Source organism: Williamsia sp. (genome assembly GCF_036566845.1).
Taxonomy (GTDB): domain Bacteria; phylum Actinomycetota; class Actinomycetes; order Mycobacteriales; family Mycobacteriaceae; genus Williamsia.
This window is the reverse complement of the sequence record NZ_DATCVM010000136.1, coordinates 33,676-52,901: the sequence shown is the minus strand read 5'-3', so window position 1 is coordinate 52,901 and position 19,226 is coordinate 33,676. Positions and strand designations below refer to the sequence as shown.

At 64.6% G+C, this 19,226-nt stretch carries 15 protein-coding genes, 1 pseudogene and 1 riboswitch; of the genes and pseudogenes, 4 read left to right on the top strand and 12 right to left on the bottom strand.

What is annotated here, in order from left to right; translation table 11 throughout:
• From VIQ49_RS13040 to VIQ49_RS13030, 3 genes are all read left to right on the top strand, one after another.
• On the top strand, positions 1 to 376 hold a 376-nt coding region (locus tag VIQ49_RS13040), incomplete at its 5' end, for an isocitrate lyase/phosphoenolpyruvate mutase family protein (RefSeq protein WP_331885176.1).
• On the top strand, positions 373 to 1,494 hold the full coding sequence (locus tag VIQ49_RS13035; protein WP_331885174.1) for a bifunctional 2-methylcitrate synthase/citrate synthase: 1,122 nt from the start codon (positions 373 to 375) through the stop codon (positions 1,492 to 1,494). The genes VIQ49_RS13040 and VIQ49_RS13035, both read left to right, overlap by 4 nt.
• Positions 1,495 to 1,614: 120 nt before the next feature.
• Positions 1,615 to 4,998, top strand: coding sequence for a pyruvate carboxylase (locus VIQ49_RS13030; RefSeq protein WP_331885173.1), 3,384 nt, complete (start codon positions 1,615 to 1,617; stop codon positions 4,996 to 4,998).
• 182 nt (positions 4,999 to 5,180) lie between these two features.
• On the opposite strand, the pseudogene VIQ49_RS13025 reads toward VIQ49_RS13030, so the two are convergent.
• From VIQ49_RS13025 to VIQ49_RS12995, 7 genes and pseudogenes are all read right to left on the bottom strand, one after another.
• Positions 5,181 to 5,387: pseudogene (locus VIQ49_RS13025) on the bottom strand (hypothetical protein); the annotation flags it as partial.
• A 106-nt stretch (positions 5,388 to 5,493) separates the two neighbouring features.
• On the bottom strand, positions 5,494 to 7,767 hold the full coding sequence (gene metE / locus VIQ49_RS13020; RefSeq protein ID WP_331885171.1) for a 5-methyltetrahydropteroyltriglutamate--homocysteine S-methyltransferase: 2,274 nt from the start codon (positions 7,765 to 7,767) through the stop codon (positions 5,494 to 5,496).
• A gap of 148 nt (positions 7,768 to 7,915) precedes the next feature.
• Positions 7,916 to 8,145, bottom strand: a riboswitch (cobalamin riboswitch).
• Between the two features lie 140 nt (positions 8,146 to 8,285).
• Positions 8,286 to 9,182, bottom strand: a complete 897-nt coding sequence (locus VIQ49_RS13015) for a hydroxymethylglutaryl-CoA lyase (protein ID WP_331885169.1) — start codon at positions 9,180 to 9,182, stop codon at positions 8,286 to 8,288.
• A gap of 48 nt (positions 9,183 to 9,230) precedes the next feature.
• Positions 9,231 to 10,139, bottom strand: coding sequence for a factor-independent urate hydroxylase (gene pucL / locus VIQ49_RS13010; protein ID WP_331885167.1), 909 nt, complete (start codon positions 10,137 to 10,139; stop codon positions 9,231 to 9,233).
• A 25-nt stretch (positions 10,140 to 10,164) separates the two neighbouring features.
• Positions 10,165 to 10,491, bottom strand: coding sequence for a hydroxyisourate hydrolase (uraH, locus tag VIQ49_RS13005; RefSeq protein WP_331885165.1), 327 nt, complete (start codon positions 10,489 to 10,491; stop codon positions 10,165 to 10,167).
• Positions 10,492 to 10,545: 54 nt separating this feature from the next.
• On the bottom strand, positions 10,546 to 11,085 hold the full coding sequence (uraD, locus tag VIQ49_RS13000; protein WP_331885163.1) for a 2-oxo-4-hydroxy-4-carboxy-5-ureidoimidazoline decarboxylase: 540 nt from the start codon (positions 11,083 to 11,085) through the stop codon (positions 10,546 to 10,548).
• Between the two features lie 48 nt (positions 11,086 to 11,133).
• Complete coding sequence (locus tag VIQ49_RS12995) at positions 11,134 to 13,140, bottom strand: solute carrier family 23 protein (RefSeq protein ID WP_331885161.1); 2,007 nt, start codon at positions 13,138 to 13,140, stop codon at positions 11,134 to 11,136.
• A 221-nt stretch (positions 13,141 to 13,361) separates the two neighbouring features.
• On the opposite strand from VIQ49_RS12995, the gene VIQ49_RS12990 reads away from it, so the two are divergent.
• Positions 13,362 to 13,937 (top strand): nucleotidyltransferase family protein, encoded by a 576-nt coding sequence (locus tag VIQ49_RS12990; RefSeq protein WP_331885190.1) that lies wholly within the window; start codon positions 13,362 to 13,364, stop codon positions 13,935 to 13,937.
• An 88-nt stretch (positions 13,938 to 14,025) separates the two neighbouring features.
• Here VIQ49_RS12990 and VIQ49_RS12985 read toward each other — a convergent pair whose 3' ends face one another.
• From VIQ49_RS12985 to VIQ49_RS12965, 5 genes are all read right to left on the bottom strand, one after another.
• Positions 14,026 to 14,370 (bottom strand): hypothetical protein, encoded by a 345-nt coding sequence (locus tag VIQ49_RS12985; RefSeq protein ID WP_331885188.1) that lies wholly within the window; start codon positions 14,368 to 14,370, stop codon positions 14,026 to 14,028.
• Positions 14,371 to 14,379: 9 nt separating this feature from the next.
• Positions 14,380 to 16,167: an acetyl/propionyl/methylcrotonyl-CoA carboxylase subunit alpha gene (locus VIQ49_RS12980; RefSeq protein WP_331885159.1), complete on the bottom strand. Its 1,788-nt coding sequence runs from the start codon at positions 16,165 to 16,167 to the stop codon at positions 14,380 to 14,382.
• Positions 16,168 to 16,397: 230 nt separating this feature from the next.
• Positions 16,398 to 17,882: a condensation domain-containing protein gene (locus VIQ49_RS12975; protein ID WP_331885157.1), complete on the bottom strand. Its 1,485-nt coding sequence runs from the start codon at positions 17,880 to 17,882 to the stop codon at positions 16,398 to 16,400.
• A complete protein-coding gene (locus VIQ49_RS12970; RefSeq protein ID WP_331885155.1) occupies positions 17,879 to 18,307 on the bottom strand; it encodes a SufE family protein in 429 nt (142 codons plus the stop codon). The genes VIQ49_RS12975 and VIQ49_RS12970 overlap by 4 nt, the downstream gene beginning before the upstream one ends.
• The gene (locus VIQ49_RS12965; protein ID WP_331885153.1) at positions 18,304 to 19,200 is read right to left on the bottom strand and encodes a sulfurtransferase; all 897 of its coding nucleotides are present in this window, start codon (positions 19,198 to 19,200) and stop codon (positions 18,304 to 18,306) included. Before VIQ49_RS12965 ends, VIQ49_RS12970 begins: the two co-directional genes overlap by 4 nt.
• Positions 19,201 to 19,226 lie beyond the last annotated feature (26 nt).

The following is a 19,226-nucleotide window of genomic DNA, read 5'->3' as shown; positions in this document are numbered from 1 at the left end:
GGCCTACGCCGACGCCGGTGCCGATCTGATCTTCACCGAGGCGCTCACCGGCCCCGCCGAGTTCGAGGCCTTTCGCGCGGCTGTCGATATCCCGTTGCTGGCCAACATGACAGAATTCGGAAAGAGCACGCTGCTGTCGGCAAAGCAACTCGAGGACCTCGGCTTCAACGCCGTCATCTACCCGGTGACCACACTCCGTCTCGCGATGTTCGCCATCGAACAGGGATTGCGCGAGATCGATTCCACCGGAACCCAATCCGGACTGCTCGACACGATGCAGCACCGCAGCCGCCTCTACGAAGTGCTGCGCTATCCCGACTACAACACTTTCGACCAGAACATCTTCGATTTCACCATCCCGGGGGGTACACGATGACTGCGACGGATCACCAGCGAACGATTCACAAGGGATTGGCCGGGGTGGTGGTCGACACGACCGCGATCTCGAAGGTCGTTCAGGAAACCAACTCGCTGACCTATCGCGGATATCCGGTCCAGGATCTGGCCGCCCGGTGCAGCTTCGAGGACGTCGCGTACCTCCTGTGGAACGGCGAGCTGCCGACCGACGGGCAACTGCAGTTGTTCACCCAGCGCGAGCGGGCGTATCGCCGAGCCGACCGCTGGCTACTGGGCCTGCTCACCCGGCTTCCCGACAACTGTCACCCGATGGACGTGGTGCGCACAGCGATCAGTTACCTCGGTGCCGAGGATCCGGAGGAGGACAACACCGCAGAGAATCTTGACAAGTCGCTGCGGATGATGGCGGTGCTCCCGACCATCGTCGCCGCCGACATGCGACGTCGGCAGGGCCTCGACCCCATTGCCCCGCACAGCCACCTGGGCTACAGCGAGAACTTCCTCAACATGTGTTTCGGGGAGGTGCCGGACCCTGCCATCGTCTCGGCCTTCGAGAAGTCGATGGTGCTCTATGCCGAGCACGGCTTCAACGCGTCGACATTCGCCGCCCGTGTGGTGACCTCGACCCAGTCGGACATCTACAGCGCGGTCACCGCGGCCATCGGGGCATTGAAGGGGTCGCTGCACGGGGGTGCCAACGAAGCGGTGATGCACGACATGATCGACATCGACCGGCCCGAGCGAGTCGGCGAGTGGCTGGCGACGAAGCTGGCCAACAAAGACAAGATCATGGGCTTCGGTCATCGGGTGTACAAGAACGGTGACTCCCGGGTGCCGACGATGAACACGGCGCTCGCGGAAGTCGCCGCCGTCACAGACGGTGGACGCTGGCTCGCGATCTCCGCGGAACTGGCCAAGGCGATGGACGACGCCACCGGGATCAAGCCGAATCTCGATTTCCCGACCGGACCCGCGTATCACCTGATGGGATTCCCGATCGGGTCGTTCACCCCCATCTTCGTCATGAGCCGCATTGTCGGATGGACGGCACACGTCATTGAACAGGCCGGATCCAACGCGCTCATCCGTCCGCTCAGTGAGTACAGCGGTTACGAACAGCGCACAGTCACCGCCTGAACATGTGTGAGGGTGCTCGCGGGTCGTAGGGTTCTATGCAAGGTTCTGCCCGGGCAAGGTTCTGTCCGGTCCCCACGGTGGGGTGCAGTGATCGGCGCGAATGAAGGTGGAGGCGGGTTGATGTTTCGTAAGGTGCTGGTTGCCAATCGTGGTGAGATCGCGATTCGTGCGTTTCGTGCGGCGTATGAGTTGGGTGCCGGGACGGTCGCTGTGTATCCCTACGAGGATCGCAATTCGATTCATCGTTTGAAGGCTGATGAGGCGTATCAGATTGGTGAGCCGGGTCATCCGGTGCGGGCGTATCTGTCGGTGGACGAGATCATCGCGGCGGCTCGGCGGGCGGGTGCGGACGCGATTTATCCGGGGTACGGCTTCTTGTCGGAGAATCCGGATTTGGCTGCGGCGTGTGAGGCGGCGGGGATCACGTTCATCGGGCCGTCGGCGGCGGTGTTGGAGCTGACGGGGAACAAGGCGCGGGCGATCGCGGCGGCCCGCGAAGCTGGACTGCCGGTGTTGGCGTCCTCGGAGGCATCCGATGATGTTGAGGAGTTGATGGCTGCGGCGGAGTCGATGACGTTCCCGGTGTTCGTCAAGGCGATTGCTGGTGGTGGCGGCCGGGGGATGCGCCGGGTGGAAACCATCGACGAGTTGCGCGAGGCCATCGAGGCTGCCGCCCGGGAGGCGAAGTCGGCGTTTGGTGATGCGTCGGTGTTTTTGGAGCAGGCGGTGATCGAGCCCCGCCATATCGAGGTGCAGATCCTCGCTGACGGCTCCGGGAATGTGATGCATTTGTTCGAGCGGGACTGCAGTGTGCAGCGTCGCCATCAGAAGGTCATCGAGTTGGCGCCGGCCCCTAATTTGCCGCCGGAGTTGCGGGAGAAGATGTGCGCCGATGCGGTGGCGTTCGCCCGGCAGATCGGGTATTCGTGTGCCGGGACGGTCGAGTTCTTGTTGGACCGCAACGGCAATCATGTGTTCATCGAGATGAACCCGCGGATCCAGGTCGAGCACACGGTCACCGAAGAGATCACCGATGTGGATCTGGTGCAGTCACAGATCCGGATCGCTTCGGGTCAGAGCCTCGCCGATCTCGGGCTCTCGCAGGACACGGTGCAGATCCGGGGCGCGGCGTTGCAGTGCCGCATCACCACCGAGGATCCGACCAACGGCTTCCGTCCCGATACCGGCCGGATCACCGCCTACCGCACCCCGGGTGGGGCGGGCATCCGTCTTGATGGCGGCGCCACCCTCGGCGCGGAGGTGTCCGCGCACTTCGATTCGATGCTGGTGAAACTGACGTGCCGGGGCCGCAACTTCGAAACTGCTGTCGCGCGAGCACGCCGGGCGGTGGCAGAGTTCCGGATCCGCGGTGTGGCCACGAACATCCCGTTCCTGCAAGCGGTGTTGGAGGATCCGGACTTTCAGGCAGGCAATGTCACCACCTCGTTCATCGAGCAGCGTCCGCAGCTGCTGACCTCGCGGGTCTCGGCCAACCGCGGCACCAGGATTTTGAACTACCTGGCCGATGTGACTGTCAACAAGCCGCACGGTGAGCGACCGGCGACGGTGTATCCCCGCGACAAGCTCCCCGACATCGACATCACGTCGCCCGCTGATGGATCGCGGCAGCGGCTGCTCAAATTGGGGCCGGAGGGTTTCGCTGCTGATCTGCGTGCGTCGAAAGCACTGGGGGTCACTGATACGACGTTCCGCGATGCCCATCAGTCGTTGCTGGCCACGCGGGTCCGCACGTCGGGGTTGATCGCTGTGGCCCCATACGTGGCCGCGGCGACGCCGCAGTTGTTGTCGGTGGAGTGCTGGGGCGGTGCGACCTATGATGTGGCGCTGCGGTTTTTGAAGGAAGATCCGTGGGATCGGTTGGCGCAGTTGCGTGAAGCGATGCCGAACATCAACCTGCAGATGCTGCTGCGGGGCCGCAACACAGTCGGCTACACGCCGTATCCGGAGTCGGTCACCTCGGCGTTTGTCAAGGAGGCGGCGGCGACGGGTATCGACATCTTCCGGATCTTTGACGCGTTGAACAATGTTGATCAGATGCGGCCGGCGATCGATGCGGTCCGCGAGACCGGCACCACCATCGCCGAGGTCGCGATGTCGTACACCGGGGATCTGTCCGATCCCGGCGAACAGCTCTACACCCTGGACTACTACCTGCGCCTTGCCGAGCAGATCGTCGCCGCGGGTGCGCACGTGCTGGCGATCAAGGACATGGCCGGTCTGCTGCGACCGCAGGCGGCGACAACGTTGGTGACCGCGTTGCGGGAGAACTTCGACCTGCCGGTGCATGTGCATACTCATGACACCCCTGGTGGACAGCTGGCGACGTACTACGCGGCGTGGCAGGCCGGCGCGGATGCGGTTGATGGTGCGTCGGCGTCGATGGCCGGGACCACCAGTCAGCCGGCGCTCTCAGCGATCGTGGCCGCCACGGCCAATACCGAGTTCGATACCGGTCTGGATCTCGGTGCGGTGTGTGATCTGGAACCGTATTGGGAAGCGTTGCGAAAGGTGTACGCGCCGTTCGAATCCGGGTTGCCGTCGCCGACCGGGCGGGTGTACACCCACGAGATCCCCGGTGGGCAGTTGTCGAACCTGCGGCAGCAGGCGATCGGTTTGGGGTTGGGGGACCGCTTCGAGGACATCGAAGGTGCCTACGCCGATGCTGATCGGATGTTGGGCAGATTGATCAAGGTCACCCCGTCCTCGAAGGTGGTCGGTGATCTGGCGTTGACGTTGGTCGGGCAGGGAGTGTCGGCGAAAGAGTTCGCTGATGATCCCACCGCCTACGACATTCCCGGTTCGGTGATCGGGTTCTTGCGTGGGGAGTTGGGGGATCCGGCCGGGGGCTGGCCCGAACCACTGCGCTCTCGGGCCTTGGCCGGTCGGGCCGAACCCAAACCTGAAGTGGCGCTGACCGATCAGGACACCGCCGACCTGCAGGCCACCGATGCGGCGACGCGGCGTAAGACGTTGAACCGGTTGCTGTTCCCCGGACCGACCAAAGATTACGAGGATCACCAGGCCGCGTACGGCGATACCTCGACGTTGTCGGCGAACCAGTTCTTCTACGGTCTGCGGTACGGCGATGAACACCGTGTCGAGTTGGAACCGGGTGTGGAGCTGTTGATCGGTCTGGAAGCGATCAGCGAACCCGACAAGCGGGGTATGCGCACGGTCATGTGCATCCTGAACGGGCAGTTGCGTCCGGTGCAGGTACGCGATCGCAGCCTCGATGTCACCGAATCGGTGGCTGAAAAGGCCCAGGGCGGCAACCCGAAACACATCGCCGCGCCGTTCGGTGGTGTGGTCACCATCGTGGTCTCACCCGGAGATGAGCTCGCTGCCGGTGGCGCGATCGGTTCGATCGAGGCGATGAAGATGGAAGCGGCGATCACCGCACCGACCGGCGGCATCGTCAAACGTGTTGCGATCAGCTCGGTTTCGCAGGTCGAAGGCGGAGACCTACTCGTCGAACTCGAATAACCCTGGCCCCGAGCACGTTCGCCGGCGTCCCGACAAGGGCGCCGGCGAACGTGTCTCTACCGCTTGGCGGGTTCGGTGACGTACTCCGACAGATCGGCGTGGCGGGTCATGGTCCAGTGGTCGATGATGCGCCAGGGCAAGACCGCAACCACCCGTTTCGTCGGCGTTGCGGTACCCGTTGCTCATCCAGGGATGGGTCCAGACCAGACGGCACCCGTCAAGCTGTCGCTAGAAGATTCGGTCCGTATCTGGGCCCCGCAGGGACGCCATATGCTCCGCAGGATTCGGAACGCAGCTGACCGCTCGGGCTCGGTCAGACCGGCCAGCATTCTGATCTCGACGGATCGGACCGCTGCGGTCGCCTTTTCGAGGACCCGTCGTCTTCGAGACCAAACCCATCGCGTTCGCACTCCGGGACGTTGCAGGCAGCACCGTGCGCATTTGCCTGTACGCTGCAACGTCCCGGTAGCGGGGGGGGGAATCACATGTGGCGTGTCAGCCGAGCGCGCCCCGCACCCGGACGGTTGCGGCCACCAGGTTCTGGAGTGATTCTTTGACCTCCACCGGCCCCCTCGTCTTGAGTCCACAGTCCGGATTCACCCACAGGCGTTGTGCCGGCACCGCTTTGAGTGCCAGTCGCAGAGAATTGGCTATCTCGTCTGTCGACGGTACGCGTGGGGAGTGGATGTCATAGACGCCTGGTCCCACACTGTTCGAGAATCCGATCCCGTTGAGATCGTCGAGGACCTCCATGGACGAGCGGGCCGCCTCGATGGACGTGACATCGGCGTCGAGGTCGGCAATCGCGCCGATCACCTCACCGAACTCCGAATAGCACAGGTGCGTGTGGATCTGGGTGGAGTCGGCGACACCTGATGTCGACAGCCGGAAAGCGCCAACGGCCCATTCCAGGTACTCGGGTTTGTCGGATGCCCGCAGCGGCAGCAACTCTCGCAATGCAGGCTCGTCGACCTGGATGATCGCCACGCCTGCGGCCTGCAGATCCACGGTCTCGTCGCGGATGGCCAGCGCGATCTGATTGGCGGTCTCGTCCAGAGGCTGGTCATCGCGTACGAAGGACCACGCCAGGATCGTCACCGGGCCGGTCAACATCCCCTTCACCGGTTTGGCGGTCAGGGACTGCGCGTACGTGATCCAGTCGACCGTCATCGACGTAGGCCGGGAGACGTCACCGAACAGGATCGGGGGTCGTACGCAACGGGTTCCGTAGGACTGGACCCAGCCGTTGGCCGTGGCGAAGAACCCGTCGAGTTGCTCGGCGAAGTACTGGACCATGTCATTGCGTTCCGGTTCGCCGTGCACAAGGACGTCGAGACCGAGTTCTTCCTGCAGCGAGATGACGTGGGCGATCTCGGCCTTCATCCGCCGCAGGTACTCGACATCGTCGATGTCGCCGGAGCGTCGCTGCGCGCGAGCGACCCGGATCGCAGACGTCTGCGGATACGAACCGATGGTTGTGGTCGGCAGGACCGGCAGGTCGAGACGCTTTTCTTGCGCGACGAGTCGCTCGGCAGCCGGACCTCGGCCCACACCACCGGCGAGCACCGCCTCGACCCGTGCCCGGATCGCGCCATTGTGCAGACGAGGATCTGTGGCCCTGGTGGCGAGTGAAGCTGCAGCAGAATCGAATTGATCGCTGACCGTATCTCGGCCGTGGCGCAGCGCCCGCGAGAGCACAACCACCTCGGCGACCTTCTCGTCGCCGAAGGCCAGCCGGCTCCGCAGCTCATCGTCCAGATTCGCTTCCGGGGTCAGGCTGTACGGAACGTGCAGGGTGGAACAGGAGGTGGACACTGCGATGGACCCGGTGGATCCGAGCAGGGTTCCGAGGGTGGCCAGCGCCTTGTCGAGGTCGGTCCGCCAGATGTTGCGGCCGTCGACCACACCGGCGACAACATGCTTCCCGGCCAACTCCGGCACGGTGGCGATCGCATCCGCCGCTCCGCTGACCAGATCGATCCCCAGAGCTTCGATGTTGGTCTTGGCCAAGAGCGGCAACGCTTCCCGGAGCTCACCGAAGTAGCTCGTGACACAGATCGCCGGGCGTGAGAAGTCGGCGGCCAGTGCGTCGTAGACCCGGGTGACCGCAGCCAGGCCGTCGTCGGTCAGGTCGGTACACAGGACCGGTTCGTCGATCTGAACCCAGTCGGCACCGGCGGCGGCCAGCTCTTCGAGTAGATCGACGTACAGCGGGATGAGCTCATCGACTCGGCTGATCGGTGCGGCCGCCTGCCCAACGGCCTTGCTCAGCAACAGGAATGTGATCGGACCGATGATCACCGGGCGGGCGGGCACCTTCTGTGCTCGGGCCTCACGAAGCTCCGTCAGGACTTTCTGCGGGTTCAGTGAGAACACGATGTCAGTGCTGATCTCGGGAACCAGGTAGTGGTAGTTCGTGTCGAACCACTTCGTCATCTCCAGCGGTGTCACCTCGCTGTTGCCACGCGCGGCGGCGAAATACCGGTCGAGTTCATCGGTGATCGTGGCGTACCGCTCGGGAAGCGCGCCGAGCAGGACAGCGGTGTCGAGGATCTGATCGTAGTAGGAGAAGGTGTTGACCGGAACAGAGTCGAGACCGGCACTGACCAGGCGGCTCCAGCCGTCGCGACGGAGCGCTCCTGCGGTCGACTCCAGCTCGCCGCGGTCGATCCGTCCGGCCCAGTAGGCCTCGGTGGCGCGTTTGAGTTCACGGTTCGGCCCGATCCGGGCGGCACCGGTGATGGTGGTGGTGAAAAATTCGGCAGTCACGTCGGACGTCCTCCAAATGTGCACACGGAAGGTCTGCCACCAGAAGACGGGTACGCCGAAGCTCGCCCGGCGCCATCGAACGTGACACCCGGAGATCACAGTCTTCGCCAACCCGCCCGGTCCACGAGGCGGCAAGCCGCCGGACACGGCGTGTCCGGCACAGACGGCAGGTCTTCGGACTCACGGCTCTCGGCCCGGCGCCGGTGAAGGCGTCGGAGCCGAACCTACTGACCGTCGCTTCCCAGGGGGACCCCCAGTGCTCTGACGGCGGTCGATTCCGTATACCGCTGCGGGACAGTCCCGGATTCTCACCGGGTTCCCTCTCACGCCGAATACCTCGGCGCTTCGAATCGGCAGCCGATCTCCGCGGAGTTCCGCGAATGACCTGGCTGCGTCAAACCAACTGCAATCGAGAGTCTAGCCCCACGCCGGGTGCTGTCGGTGACCACGGGGCTCGATTCTCTGGAGTTCGGCAGTCAGGCGAGCGGGATCAGGCGAGCGGGATCGGGCGAGTGGAATCAGACGAGAGGGAAGTTGCCCGCCCGGTTGAGTTGGCCGGGCACATCTTTCGAGAGCAGGCCGCCGAGCCAGATCGCGGTCTCGGCCAGCGATTCGAGTTCGACGCCGGTGTGGACCCCGGATCGGTCGAGGGCGTAGACGAGGTCCTCGGATGCGATGTTGCCCGTCGCGGCCGGAGCGAACGGGCATCCGCCGAAGCCGCCGATACTGGCGTCGAGCGCCTGGGCGCCGAGCTCGAGTGCGGTTAGCGCGTTCGCGTATCCGGTGTTGCGCGTGTTGTGAAAGTGCCAGCGCAACGGCACATCCGGCGCGCTGCGGGCCGCACCTGCGGCGAGGGTGCGAACCTGCTCGGGTACCCCGACACCGATGGTGTCGGCCAATGCGATCTCGTCCGGCCCCCCTTGGGCCACCTGACCGATCAGATCGGTCACCCAGGCGGCGTCCACGGTGCCGGAAAATGGGCACCCGAAGGCGGTGGCGATGGTGACCGTGGTGCGCACACCCGCTGCCCGTGCCGCTGCCGCGATGTCGATCCATGCTGCGACGCCCTCGGCGACCGTGCACCCCTGGTTCCTGGTGCTGAACTCGTCCGTTGACACCACCACCACGTTGACCTCGTCGACACCTGTGGCCAGGGCGCGGTCGAGGCCACGACGATTGAGCACCAGCCCGATATAGGAAACCCCGTCGATCCGCGGGACCTGTGCCATCACCTCTTCGGCGCCGGCCATCTGAGGAACGCGCGCGGGATTCACGAAACTCACGGCTTCGACACGTTTCACGCCCGCGGCAACGCTGCGGTTTATGAGTTCAACCTTGGCATCGACCGGCAACACCGTCTTCTCGTTCTGCAGGCCATCGCGGGGACCGACCTCCACCAATTGCACCGTCTTCATCCATCCATAGTGCACGCGGCACCCGCGGTGTGACGAGACAGGTATCGGCTAGCTCAGCCAGGCTCGTTGTGGTGTCCAGGAAGGGCCGGCGTCCGGAGCGTCGTCGCGGGTGACCGTGGCCTGGATCAAGCCGTAGGGACGGTCGTCGGCATTGAACACCTCGTTGTTGTTCTCCAGGCCGAAGGGGGAGAGGTCATAGACGAAGTGATGGATGTTCGGAGCCGACAACCTGACCTCCGTGATGTACTCGAACGCTTCCAAGATCGCCGTGCCGATCTGAAACAGGGTCTGCTGTAGCGCGAGTGAGTGCACCGTGGCGAACTTTTCGATGATGATCTGCTTGACCACCGGGTAGACCGACTCCCAATCCACATCGGTTGTGGTGAAGCGCCACTTGGCCACCAGCGATGTCGACATCACCCGATCTCGGGTGGGCTCGAGGATCGTGTATTCGTCTTCGAGGAAGTCGTGGAACTCCGAACCGGTTGACTTGAGGACCACCAGATCCTTCAAACCTCCTATCACCCAGGTCTTTTGAGCATCCCCCTTACCCTCGACCGTGATGTCCGCGGTCCGGACCTCCTGGCCCTTGCGGACCCACGTGTGGTCGTGTTCGACACCGTCGACCACCGCTCGTTCCCAGCTGTATTCCTCGACCTCGATCCGGGCTCCGTCGACCGGCGAATTGTTGTCGACAAAGTGGTACGCGAGGTCGAGGGCGTACTTCTCGATGCTCTCGATGCCCTTTTCCTTGGCGAATGCGTACGCGGTCTGCTTCTGGGTATCGGTGGGAAGGACCTTGCGCTGATCACCGTCGGAGTGGGCGGCCGCGAAATCGCCACGGAGCGACGTGCCGACGTTGATGTCCTTGATCTCGTGACGCGGTGAATCCCGGTAGATCCGGACCACCCGGTTCTCGGCTTTCCCGTACTGGTTTTCGCCAAGGATGATGCCCATGGTGTTGTGTCGCTCTCTTTCTGGCTCAGCTACCCCGATACGTGGAATAGGCATACGGACTGAGTAACAACGGCACGTGATAGTGCCGCGAGGTGTCGGTGGCGGCGAAAGCGATGGACACCTCCGGGTAGAAGTGCTCTATCTGTCGGTCGCCGAACCAGTTTCCGGTTCCGAATATCAGGTGATATGTACCCGCGGCGAGGTCGCCGTCGCCGAATGTGCCGATCCGGCCATCGGAATCGGTTGTACCAGAGGCTATCTTGACTCCGTCGGATGTGCAGAGTTCGACATGCATGCCAGCTGCCGGGAGACCGGTGACCGCATCGAGAACATGGGTACTCAAACTGCTCACCGCGTGACCACCATCATCCACATTCTCCGATCATCCCACCTCGACCGGTTGGGATCACGAGGTGAGCGCGTCTTCGTCGGTGACGTATCGCACCGCCGGTTCCAGCATGACAGTGAGTCGTCGCCGATTGATCTTCGACAGCTCCATCCGCATAACGCGCCGTTCGGTCTCGGGGCTGTTCCGCAAGCGCTCTTTGAGAATTGCCAGGAGCTCTGCTGCCGGACGACCGTTCGCGAACACGAGGTAGACATGGCCGAACTTGGCCTCGTACTCGGCATTGCCCTTCCGGAGGTCGTTGAGGACCTCGGCTTCGGCGCCGGTGACACCGGACTGCTCGCTCGCCGACGACGCGTTGTCCGGTTTGTCGCCGATGCGTGGATGACCGTCGAGGGCTTCGTCGAGGTCGGCGTCGGTGAGCTCGGCCAGGATCAGGTCGGCGCGCTCGAACAGGGCCTCCTGGTCGACAAATGGGCGCCCGGCAGCCACCCGGATCGCCCAGATCCGGGAAGTGCAGCATTCGTACAGGGCATGAATCGCTTGGCTCTGGCGCAATTCGTTGAAGCTCTCCAGGCCCCGCCAGTCAACTCGTCGCACGTGGTGCCTCCGTCTGGTTTCTTCTAAACGCGTCTATCAGGTTGTGCATCAGCCCATTACGTCCTGGAAACGGTTGAACCGCGCCGTGATGATGGGGTTGGCATCGGCGACGAGATCGTCGAAACGATAGTTCGCGATCTTCGCGATCTCGATCAGGGCGAACGACTTCTCACTGGTGGCGGCGTTGTCCATCCGGGTCCAGCCGTTGCGCAGCACCCGTTCGTAACGCTCGGTCTCGCGGGCGCAGATCACCAGCGGAAAACCGAATTGCTGACGATAGGCTTTGGCCATCTCCACGATGTTATCGTGCTCGTCCTCTTCGAGATTGGACAGTGCGGTGTGATCGGACGCGACCATGTCGCCGACTTCGTCTTCTGCATCGAGATCGGGGAAGGACCGGATCAATTCGAGTTGCTGGTCGTCGCTGCCGGTGAGCAGGGCTTCCTGGAATGAGGCGCGCAGGTCATGGGCGCTGTCGAACGGCCGCTGCTGATACGCGCGGTCAAGCACCCAGGTGACGTCCTGGACCAGGCTGCCGAACGTCTCACGGAACTGCTCCTGGGTCATCTCGTTCACCTGTGCAAGCCGTATCGAACCGCTTCCGGCCACGGCCACACCGCGACTTCCGGTGTGAAAGAACAAGATGTTCAACAGGATCGCCGTCAGGGCACCCATTGTGATGCCGGCACCGAACGGGATCTCCAGGAGTCCCGGGACGGCCTGGTCGACGCCCGACGTGGCCGGGATGTCGACGACCTCCCCGTCCACGATCGCCTGCGAGGGTGCCGACGACTGCGAGAACTCGACGTAGAGACCCATCGCCAGCGAGGTGCTCACGATGATCAGGTTGCGGTGATCGGTGAAGTCGACCTTGCCCAGCGTGTGGATGCCGACAACGGCAACAGTGGCGAACAGGGTCATCGCGGCGCCGCCGAGTACTGGCGCCGGGATCGCCTCGACAACCTTCGCGGTCTTGGGGAGCAGGCCCAGCATGATCATGATCCCGCCCGCGGCTGCGACCACCCAACGGCTCTTGACCCCGGTGAGCCGGACCAGGCCGACGTTCTCGGAGAACGCGGTGTACGGGAAGGAGTTGAAGATGCCGCCGATGACCGTGGCCAGACCGTCGGCGCGGACCGTCGCGGCGATGTCGTCCTTCTTGATGCGCTTGCCGACGATCTCGCCGGTCGCGAAGACAGAACCCGTGGACTCGACGGCGATGATCATCAGGACCACGATCATCGAGACGATCGCGATGATGTCGAAGCGTGGCATACCGAACGCGAACGGTGGTGTGAAACCCACCCAATCGGCGTCGGCGACCGGGCTGAAGCTCGTGTCGCCCAGTGTCCACGCGATGAAGGTGCCGATGACCAATCCGAGGAGCACCGCGATGGTCGCGAGGAATCCCCGGAAGAAGCGCTGCATCAGGACGATCAAGAAGATGGTGCCGATGGCGTAGATCAACCAGCGACTGTTCCCGGGGTCCGAGGTGTGTGTGGCCGGGTCGGTGGTGGCGTCACCGATGCCCACCGGCAGCAGCGCGATACCGATGATGGTGATCACCGAACCGGTGACCACCGGTGGGAAGAACCGGATGAGTTTCGCGAAGTACGGGGCGATGAAGAACGTGAACACGCCGGCACAGATGACGGCGCCGTACACGGTGAGGAGCCCGACCCGGCCGCCGCCGTTCTCGTTGGCGATCTTGATGACCGGTGCGAGCGCGGCAAAGGTGATGCCCTGCAACAGGGGGAGCCGGACCCCGATCTTCCAGATGCCCACCGCCTGCAGCAACGAGGCGATCCCACAGGTGAAGAGGTCGGCGGTGATGAGCATCGTCAACGCTTCGTCATCGAGGCCGATCGCACCCGCGATGATCAACGGCACCAGGACGGCGCCGGCGTAGAAGGCGATGACGTGCTGCAGGCCGAGTGTGACGAGTTTGCCGGCCGGCGGGACCTCGTCGACCGGATGAACGCGCTTCTTCTTCTGCTTCACAGGCGCGGGTGTCGGGTCGCCGGGTGTGCTGTCGTTCTCGGTCTCGCTGCTCATCGGCCCGCCTCGGAGATATGTGTTCCAACGTCGGCGCGAAGCGGCCGGCAGGTCCGGCCGCAATGCGCATGGATCACAGGATCGCCCCAACCGGAGTCGTCCGCTCGGCGAGCGGATCGGATATATCGGGCGGCGGCGGACCCGGGCCCGCGATTCGTGTGTGATGGTTGTCGCGGCAGACGTTGTCGCGGGAGGGGCCGGAGAGGTTGGCGGTGAATCGCGTGGGACTCGGTGATGAGGGGCGGACCGCACCACCCGAGGTGGTGGGTGTGCTGCTCGCGGCTGGCGGTGGAACCCGGTTCGGGATGCCGAAAGTGCTTGCCGGAGAAGGTGAATGGCTGCGGTCGGGAGTTCGTGCACTGGCCGGGGGCGGGTGCACGCAGGTGTTGGTGACGGTGGGCGCCGCCGAACCCGAGATGCCGCCCGATGCTCGGGCCGTGCGGGTGGAGAAGTGGCACGACGGGCTGAGTGAATCGGTCCGGGCGGGCCTGATCCGGGCCCGTGAACGGGAGGGGCTGACCGGAGTGGTTTTACATGTTGTTGACATCCCGGACACGACCGCCGAGCAGGTGGCCAGACTGTTGGAGGCGGCCGGCCCGACTCGGACAGCGCTGGCCAGGGCGACACATTCCGGCACAGCCGGGCATCCGGTCTATCTCGGCGCCGATCACCTCGATGCGGTGCTCGAGGTCTTGTCGGGTGATCGTGGTGCCGGGCCGTACCTCGCCGGCCGCGCCGACGTCATCGACGTCGAATGTGGAGACCTCGGCAGCGGTGTCGACCGCGACTACCCGTGAACAGCCAAACGCTCCACCTATACGAAGACGCTCCGGGAATACCCGGAGCGCCTTCGTTTAAGTGGAGCGATTGTGGATGTATGGCGCGCTAGTCCCGGATCGTGTAGCCGAGCGCGCCTTCACCGAATCGGCGGACAACCGTCTTGGCCGCTTCGAGCGCGACCTGATGGCCGTCACGAGCGAAACCGGTCAGCTGTGCGAGGTAGGTGTCGCCCTCGGGTTCGAGGGCGACCTCCGCAAGCATCTCGCCGGTGGTCGGTTCGCAGACCGCCCAGGTGAACCGGGTCTCGTCGGCCCAGCCCGCATCACACGATCGGACATAGTCGGGATCGGTGACGCCGGCCAGCGCCAGCGCCGGCCGGTCGGACACCCGATCATCGTCGCGGTACGCGCGGAGATACCACGCGCCCGCATTGATCTCGACCGCTTCGATGGCTACCGCCTACTTGAGCTCGAACAGGACGGTGCCCTGGGTGACGGCTGCGCCGGCTTCGATGCTCAGGCCGGTGACGACGCCATCCTTGTGTGCGGTGACGGGGTTTTCCATCTTCATGGCCTCGAGCACCACCACCAGCTCACCGGCGGCGACTTCCTGGCCTTCGGTGACGGCGACCTTGACCACGGTGCCCTGCATGGGAGCGGTCACGGCATCACCGGAGGCAGCAGAAGCGCCACCCTTGGCGCGGGTACGCGACTTCGGCTTCTTCTTGACCGCGCCGTTGCCGCCACCGTTACCGATGGCCAGATCGCCGGGCAGCGAGACCTCGAGGCGACGTCCACCGACCTCGACCACAACGGTCTTGCGAGGCTCGGCGTCGTCCTCTTCGATCGGCTGTGCGCCGGCGTAGGGCTCGATCTGGTTGTCCCAGTCGGTTTCGATCCACTTGGTGTAGATGTCGAACTTCTCGCCGTCGCCGATGAAGGCCGGGTTGGAGACGATGTGGCGGTGGAAGGGCAGCACGGTGGCCAGACCCTCGACCTGGAACTCGGCCAGTGCGCGACGTGAACGCTCCAGGGCCTGCTCGCGGTTCTCGCCGGTGACGATCAGCTTGGCCAGCATCGAGTCGAACTGGCCGCCGATGACGTCGCCCTCGACCACACCGGAGTCGACGCGCACACCGGGGCCGGTCGGCTCCTTGTAGACGCTGATGGGGCCGGGTGCGGGCAGGAAGCCGCGACCGGCATCCTCACCGTTGATGCGGAACTCGAACGAGTGGCCACGCGGAGCGGGATCCTCGGTGAACTCGAGCTTCTCGCCGGCGGCGATCCGGAACTGCTGGCGGACGAGGTCGATGCCTGCGGTCTCCTCGGTGACCGGGTGCTCGACCTGCAGGCGGGTATTGACCTCGAGGAACGAGACCAGGCCGTCGCTGCCGACGAGGAACTCGACGGTGCCGGCGCCGTAGTATCCGGCTTCCTTGCAGATGGCCTTCGCCGATGAGTGGATGCGCTCGCGCTGCTCGGCGGTCAGGAACGGGGCCGGAGCTTCCTCGACGAGCTTCTGGAAGCGTCGCTGCAGCGAGCAGTCGCGGGTTCCGGCGACGATCACGTTGCCGTGCTGGTCGGCGATGACCTGAGCCTCGACGTGGCGGGCCTTGTCGAGGTAACGCTCGACGAAGCACTCACCGCGGCCGAAGGCCGAGATGGCCTCACGGGTGGCCGAGTCGAACAGCTCGGGAATCTCTTCGATCGTGTAGGCGACCTTCATGCCACGGCCACCGCCGCCGAACGCGGCCTTGATGGCCACGGGCACGCCGTGTTCCTTGGCAAAGGCGACGATCTCGTCGGCGTTCTTGACCGGGTCCTTGGTGCCGGGCGCCATCGGGGCGTCGGCCTTCAGCGCGATGTGGCGCGCGGTGACCTTGTCGCCGAGGTCGCGGATCGACTGCGGTGAGGGGCCGATCCAGGTCAGCCCGGCGTCGATGACGGCCTGTGCGAAGTCGGCGTTCTCGGACAGGAAGCCGTAGCCGGGGTGGATCGCGTCGGCACCGGACTTGGCGGCGGCGTCGAGGATCTTGTCGAACACGAGGTAGGACTCGGCCGATGTCTGTCCACCGAGGGCGAACGCCTCGTCGGCAAGCTTCACGAAGAGCGCGTCCGCATCGGGTTCGGCGTAGACCGCGACGCTGGTCAGTCCGGCATCTTTTGCGGCGCGGATGACGCGGACCGCGATTTCACCGCGGTTGGCGATGAGGACTTTCGTGAGTGCTGTGCTGGCGTGACTTGGCACTGGATCTCCTGTCGGGCGCGGGTGTCTGCGCGTTGGTGACACTGTGGTGGATATCGATCTTGGATATCGACGTCTTGTGGTGTGGCGCACTGGTCCATCGGTGGATGGACGACAGCACTCCAGTGGAGTCTAAGCACCTCGCGGATCAGTCTCGACTCCAACCCACGGATCGCTCGCTCGGCCCGGGTTGGCTACTCACGGGTAACCGAGAACGTGGTCTTCGATCACGTTTACCTACTCACGGGTAAGGATCCGAATGTGCTCTGATCACCGATCTGTTTGAGAAAGTCGCCGAACCGGGACAGGTAGCGTCCGACCTGATTGTGGGTCCGACCGTGCGCCGGGAACCGTGCGGAGATCCGCAATCCGGACGCCGTCCGGTTGATCCAGATGTAGACCTCGTCGCAGGAATAGTTGTGGCTCCGCAGAACTCGCGCCCGGCCGGCATCGGCCTCGGCGTGCCCGGGTGCGAACCGCAGGTCGATGAACGACACCACGAACTTCGGCTCCGGGAAGTCGGCGGCGCCCGGTTCCTGGCCGAGGATCTCGCCGACCCGGAGGAAGGGAAGCGTGCCGGCTTTGCGGACCCGGCGCATCTCGTCGGATGCCCGATCGATCAGCTGACCGAAATCTGACGCTCCGGTCGTGTCGAGCCGGAAGGGGACCGTGGCCACAAACCATCCGAGTGCACCGAACCACTGTTGGTCACCGCGGGTGTGGCGGGGGATCACACACCGCAACACCGGACCGCCGCCGAGTTCGGCGTACACCGCGGCGAGCGCCGCGAGCACACCCGACGAGAGCGAGCCACCCGCCGCCGAACACACGGCGGTGAAACGGTTGGTCTGCTCGTCATCGAGCAGCGCTGAGGTCAGCGAGCCCTGCGGAACCAGGTTCGAGGTGGTGTGGGCGGCGTCGTCCTGGCGGTCGGCGTCACCGGCATCGGCGTGTGCGCCGGTCTCGTCCGGGTCGTCCGCCAGCTCGAAGCCGGGCAGTCTTCCGCCGGTGTCGTTGAGGAAGTCGGCCCAGACCGCGATCGCTTCGTGATCGGCGCCGGCTGCGTCGGCCTCGCGTCGCTGATACGCGCTGAAGTCGACGTACGAACCGACCGCGGGGAGCGCATGATCGGTCCGGCGCCGGGCTGCGCCGTAGAGCGCGATCAGCTCGTGCTGCGCCATGATCAGCGAATAGCCGTCCACCAGTGAATGATCACCGGCGAACAACAACGTGAACGATCGTTCCCGGGCAACGGTGGCGAACATGTAGGCGGGCCATTGCAGGGGTGCGGTGGCCCGGTCGAAGGCGCCGCCGAGCTGATCGAGCAGCGGCGCGGGTTCGGAGTACCACCCCACGCGGCCCATCCTCAGCTTGATGGTGCCCGGCCCTGTCGTCATGCGGGCCAGCCGGTCGCTCCAGATCACGACATGGCTGCGGAGGACCTCGTGCCGGTCGATCCAACCCGCGAGGGTGCTCCGGACGGCCGGCACCGACATGGGTTCGTCGAACTCGATCGCCAGACCGAGCCACGATTCACGACCACCCTCGCGCTGCGTCCGGAGCCGGTGCTCGAACGCGCCGCGGAGATGCAGTTCGTGATTGTGCGATGTGGGGCGTGAGTCCTCGGTCCAACGGCCGAGCCCACCCTCTGTGTAAGGCGTCCATTCGACCAGCCCACCCGGTTCGACGGGCTGGTCCATCATCTGGATGAACTTCATGACCCCGCGGGCCGGGCGGAGGCGCCCAGATGAGCCTTGATGCGGGTGAGCATCGCGGACATGCCCCGCAGCCGCAGCGGACTGATCGCCGAGTCCAGACCGAGCCGGGTGTAGAAATCTGCAGGGACAGCGAGGATCTCGCCCGCGCTGGCACCGTTGAGGCCCTGGTACAGGATCGAGGCGAACCCGCGCGTGGTCGGAGCCTGGGGTGGTGCGCTGAAATACAGCTGCACCGAATCGGGGTCGCTGTTGTCCACCGAGAGGAACAGCGGCGACTGGCATTCGGGCACCGGTTCCATCGCCGCCTCGGCCAGACTCTCGGGGAGTTCGGGGAGGTCGTCCGAGAACTCGAGCAGGAGCTGGATCTTTTCAGAATCCGAGAGGGCGGCGAAATCTTCGACGATCTCGTCGAGCGCCGCGGTCACCTCTGACCGCTGTGGCTGCCGGGTTCGGCGCCCACCGCGATGGGCGCCCGAACAGCGTTGCCCCATTCGGTCCACGATCCGTCGTAGTTCCGGACCTTCGTGAAGCCGAGCAGATGGGTCAGGACAAACCAGGTGTGCGACGACCGCTCACCGATCCGGCAATAGACGATTGTCGGGTCGTCGGCATCGAAATCGGCGTACAACGTGTCGAGGTCGGCGCGCGGTTTGAACCGGCCGTCCGCTGCGGCGGCCTTGGCCCACGGGATCGACACGGCGGTGGGGATGTGGCCGCCACGCAACGCGCCCTCCTGCGGGTACTCCGGCATGTGGGTGCGCTCGCCGGTGTACTCCTGCGGCGACCGGACGTCGATCAATGGTTCGGTTCCGATGAGGCCACGAACCTCATCGGCGAACACGCGGATGACCGAGTCGTCGCGGGTGACAACCGGGTACTCCGATTCGGGGTACGACGGCACGTCGAACGTGATGTCGCGGTCCTCGGAGAACCAGGCATCGCGGCCACCGTCGAGCAGGCGGACGTCTTCGTGCCCGAACAGCGTGAACACCCACAGCGCGTACGCGGCCCACCAGTTGCTCTTGTCGCCGTAGACGACGACGGTGTCGTCACGCCGAATACCCTTGCTGCGCATCAGCTCCGCGAACTGCTCGCCCGAGATGTAGTCGCGGGTGACCGGGTCGTTGAGGTGAAGATGCCAGTCGATCTTCTGTGCGGTCGGGATATGGCCGATGTCGAAAAGCAACACATCTTCGTCGGACTCGATGATCTTCAGTCCATTGGTCCCCAGATGCGCACTGAGCCATTCGGTGCTCACCAGACGCTCGGGGTGGACGTAGTCGGCGAAGCCGGGGTTGTTGTCGGTCTCCACGGTCACGGGATTCACTCCAAATCGACGCAGGG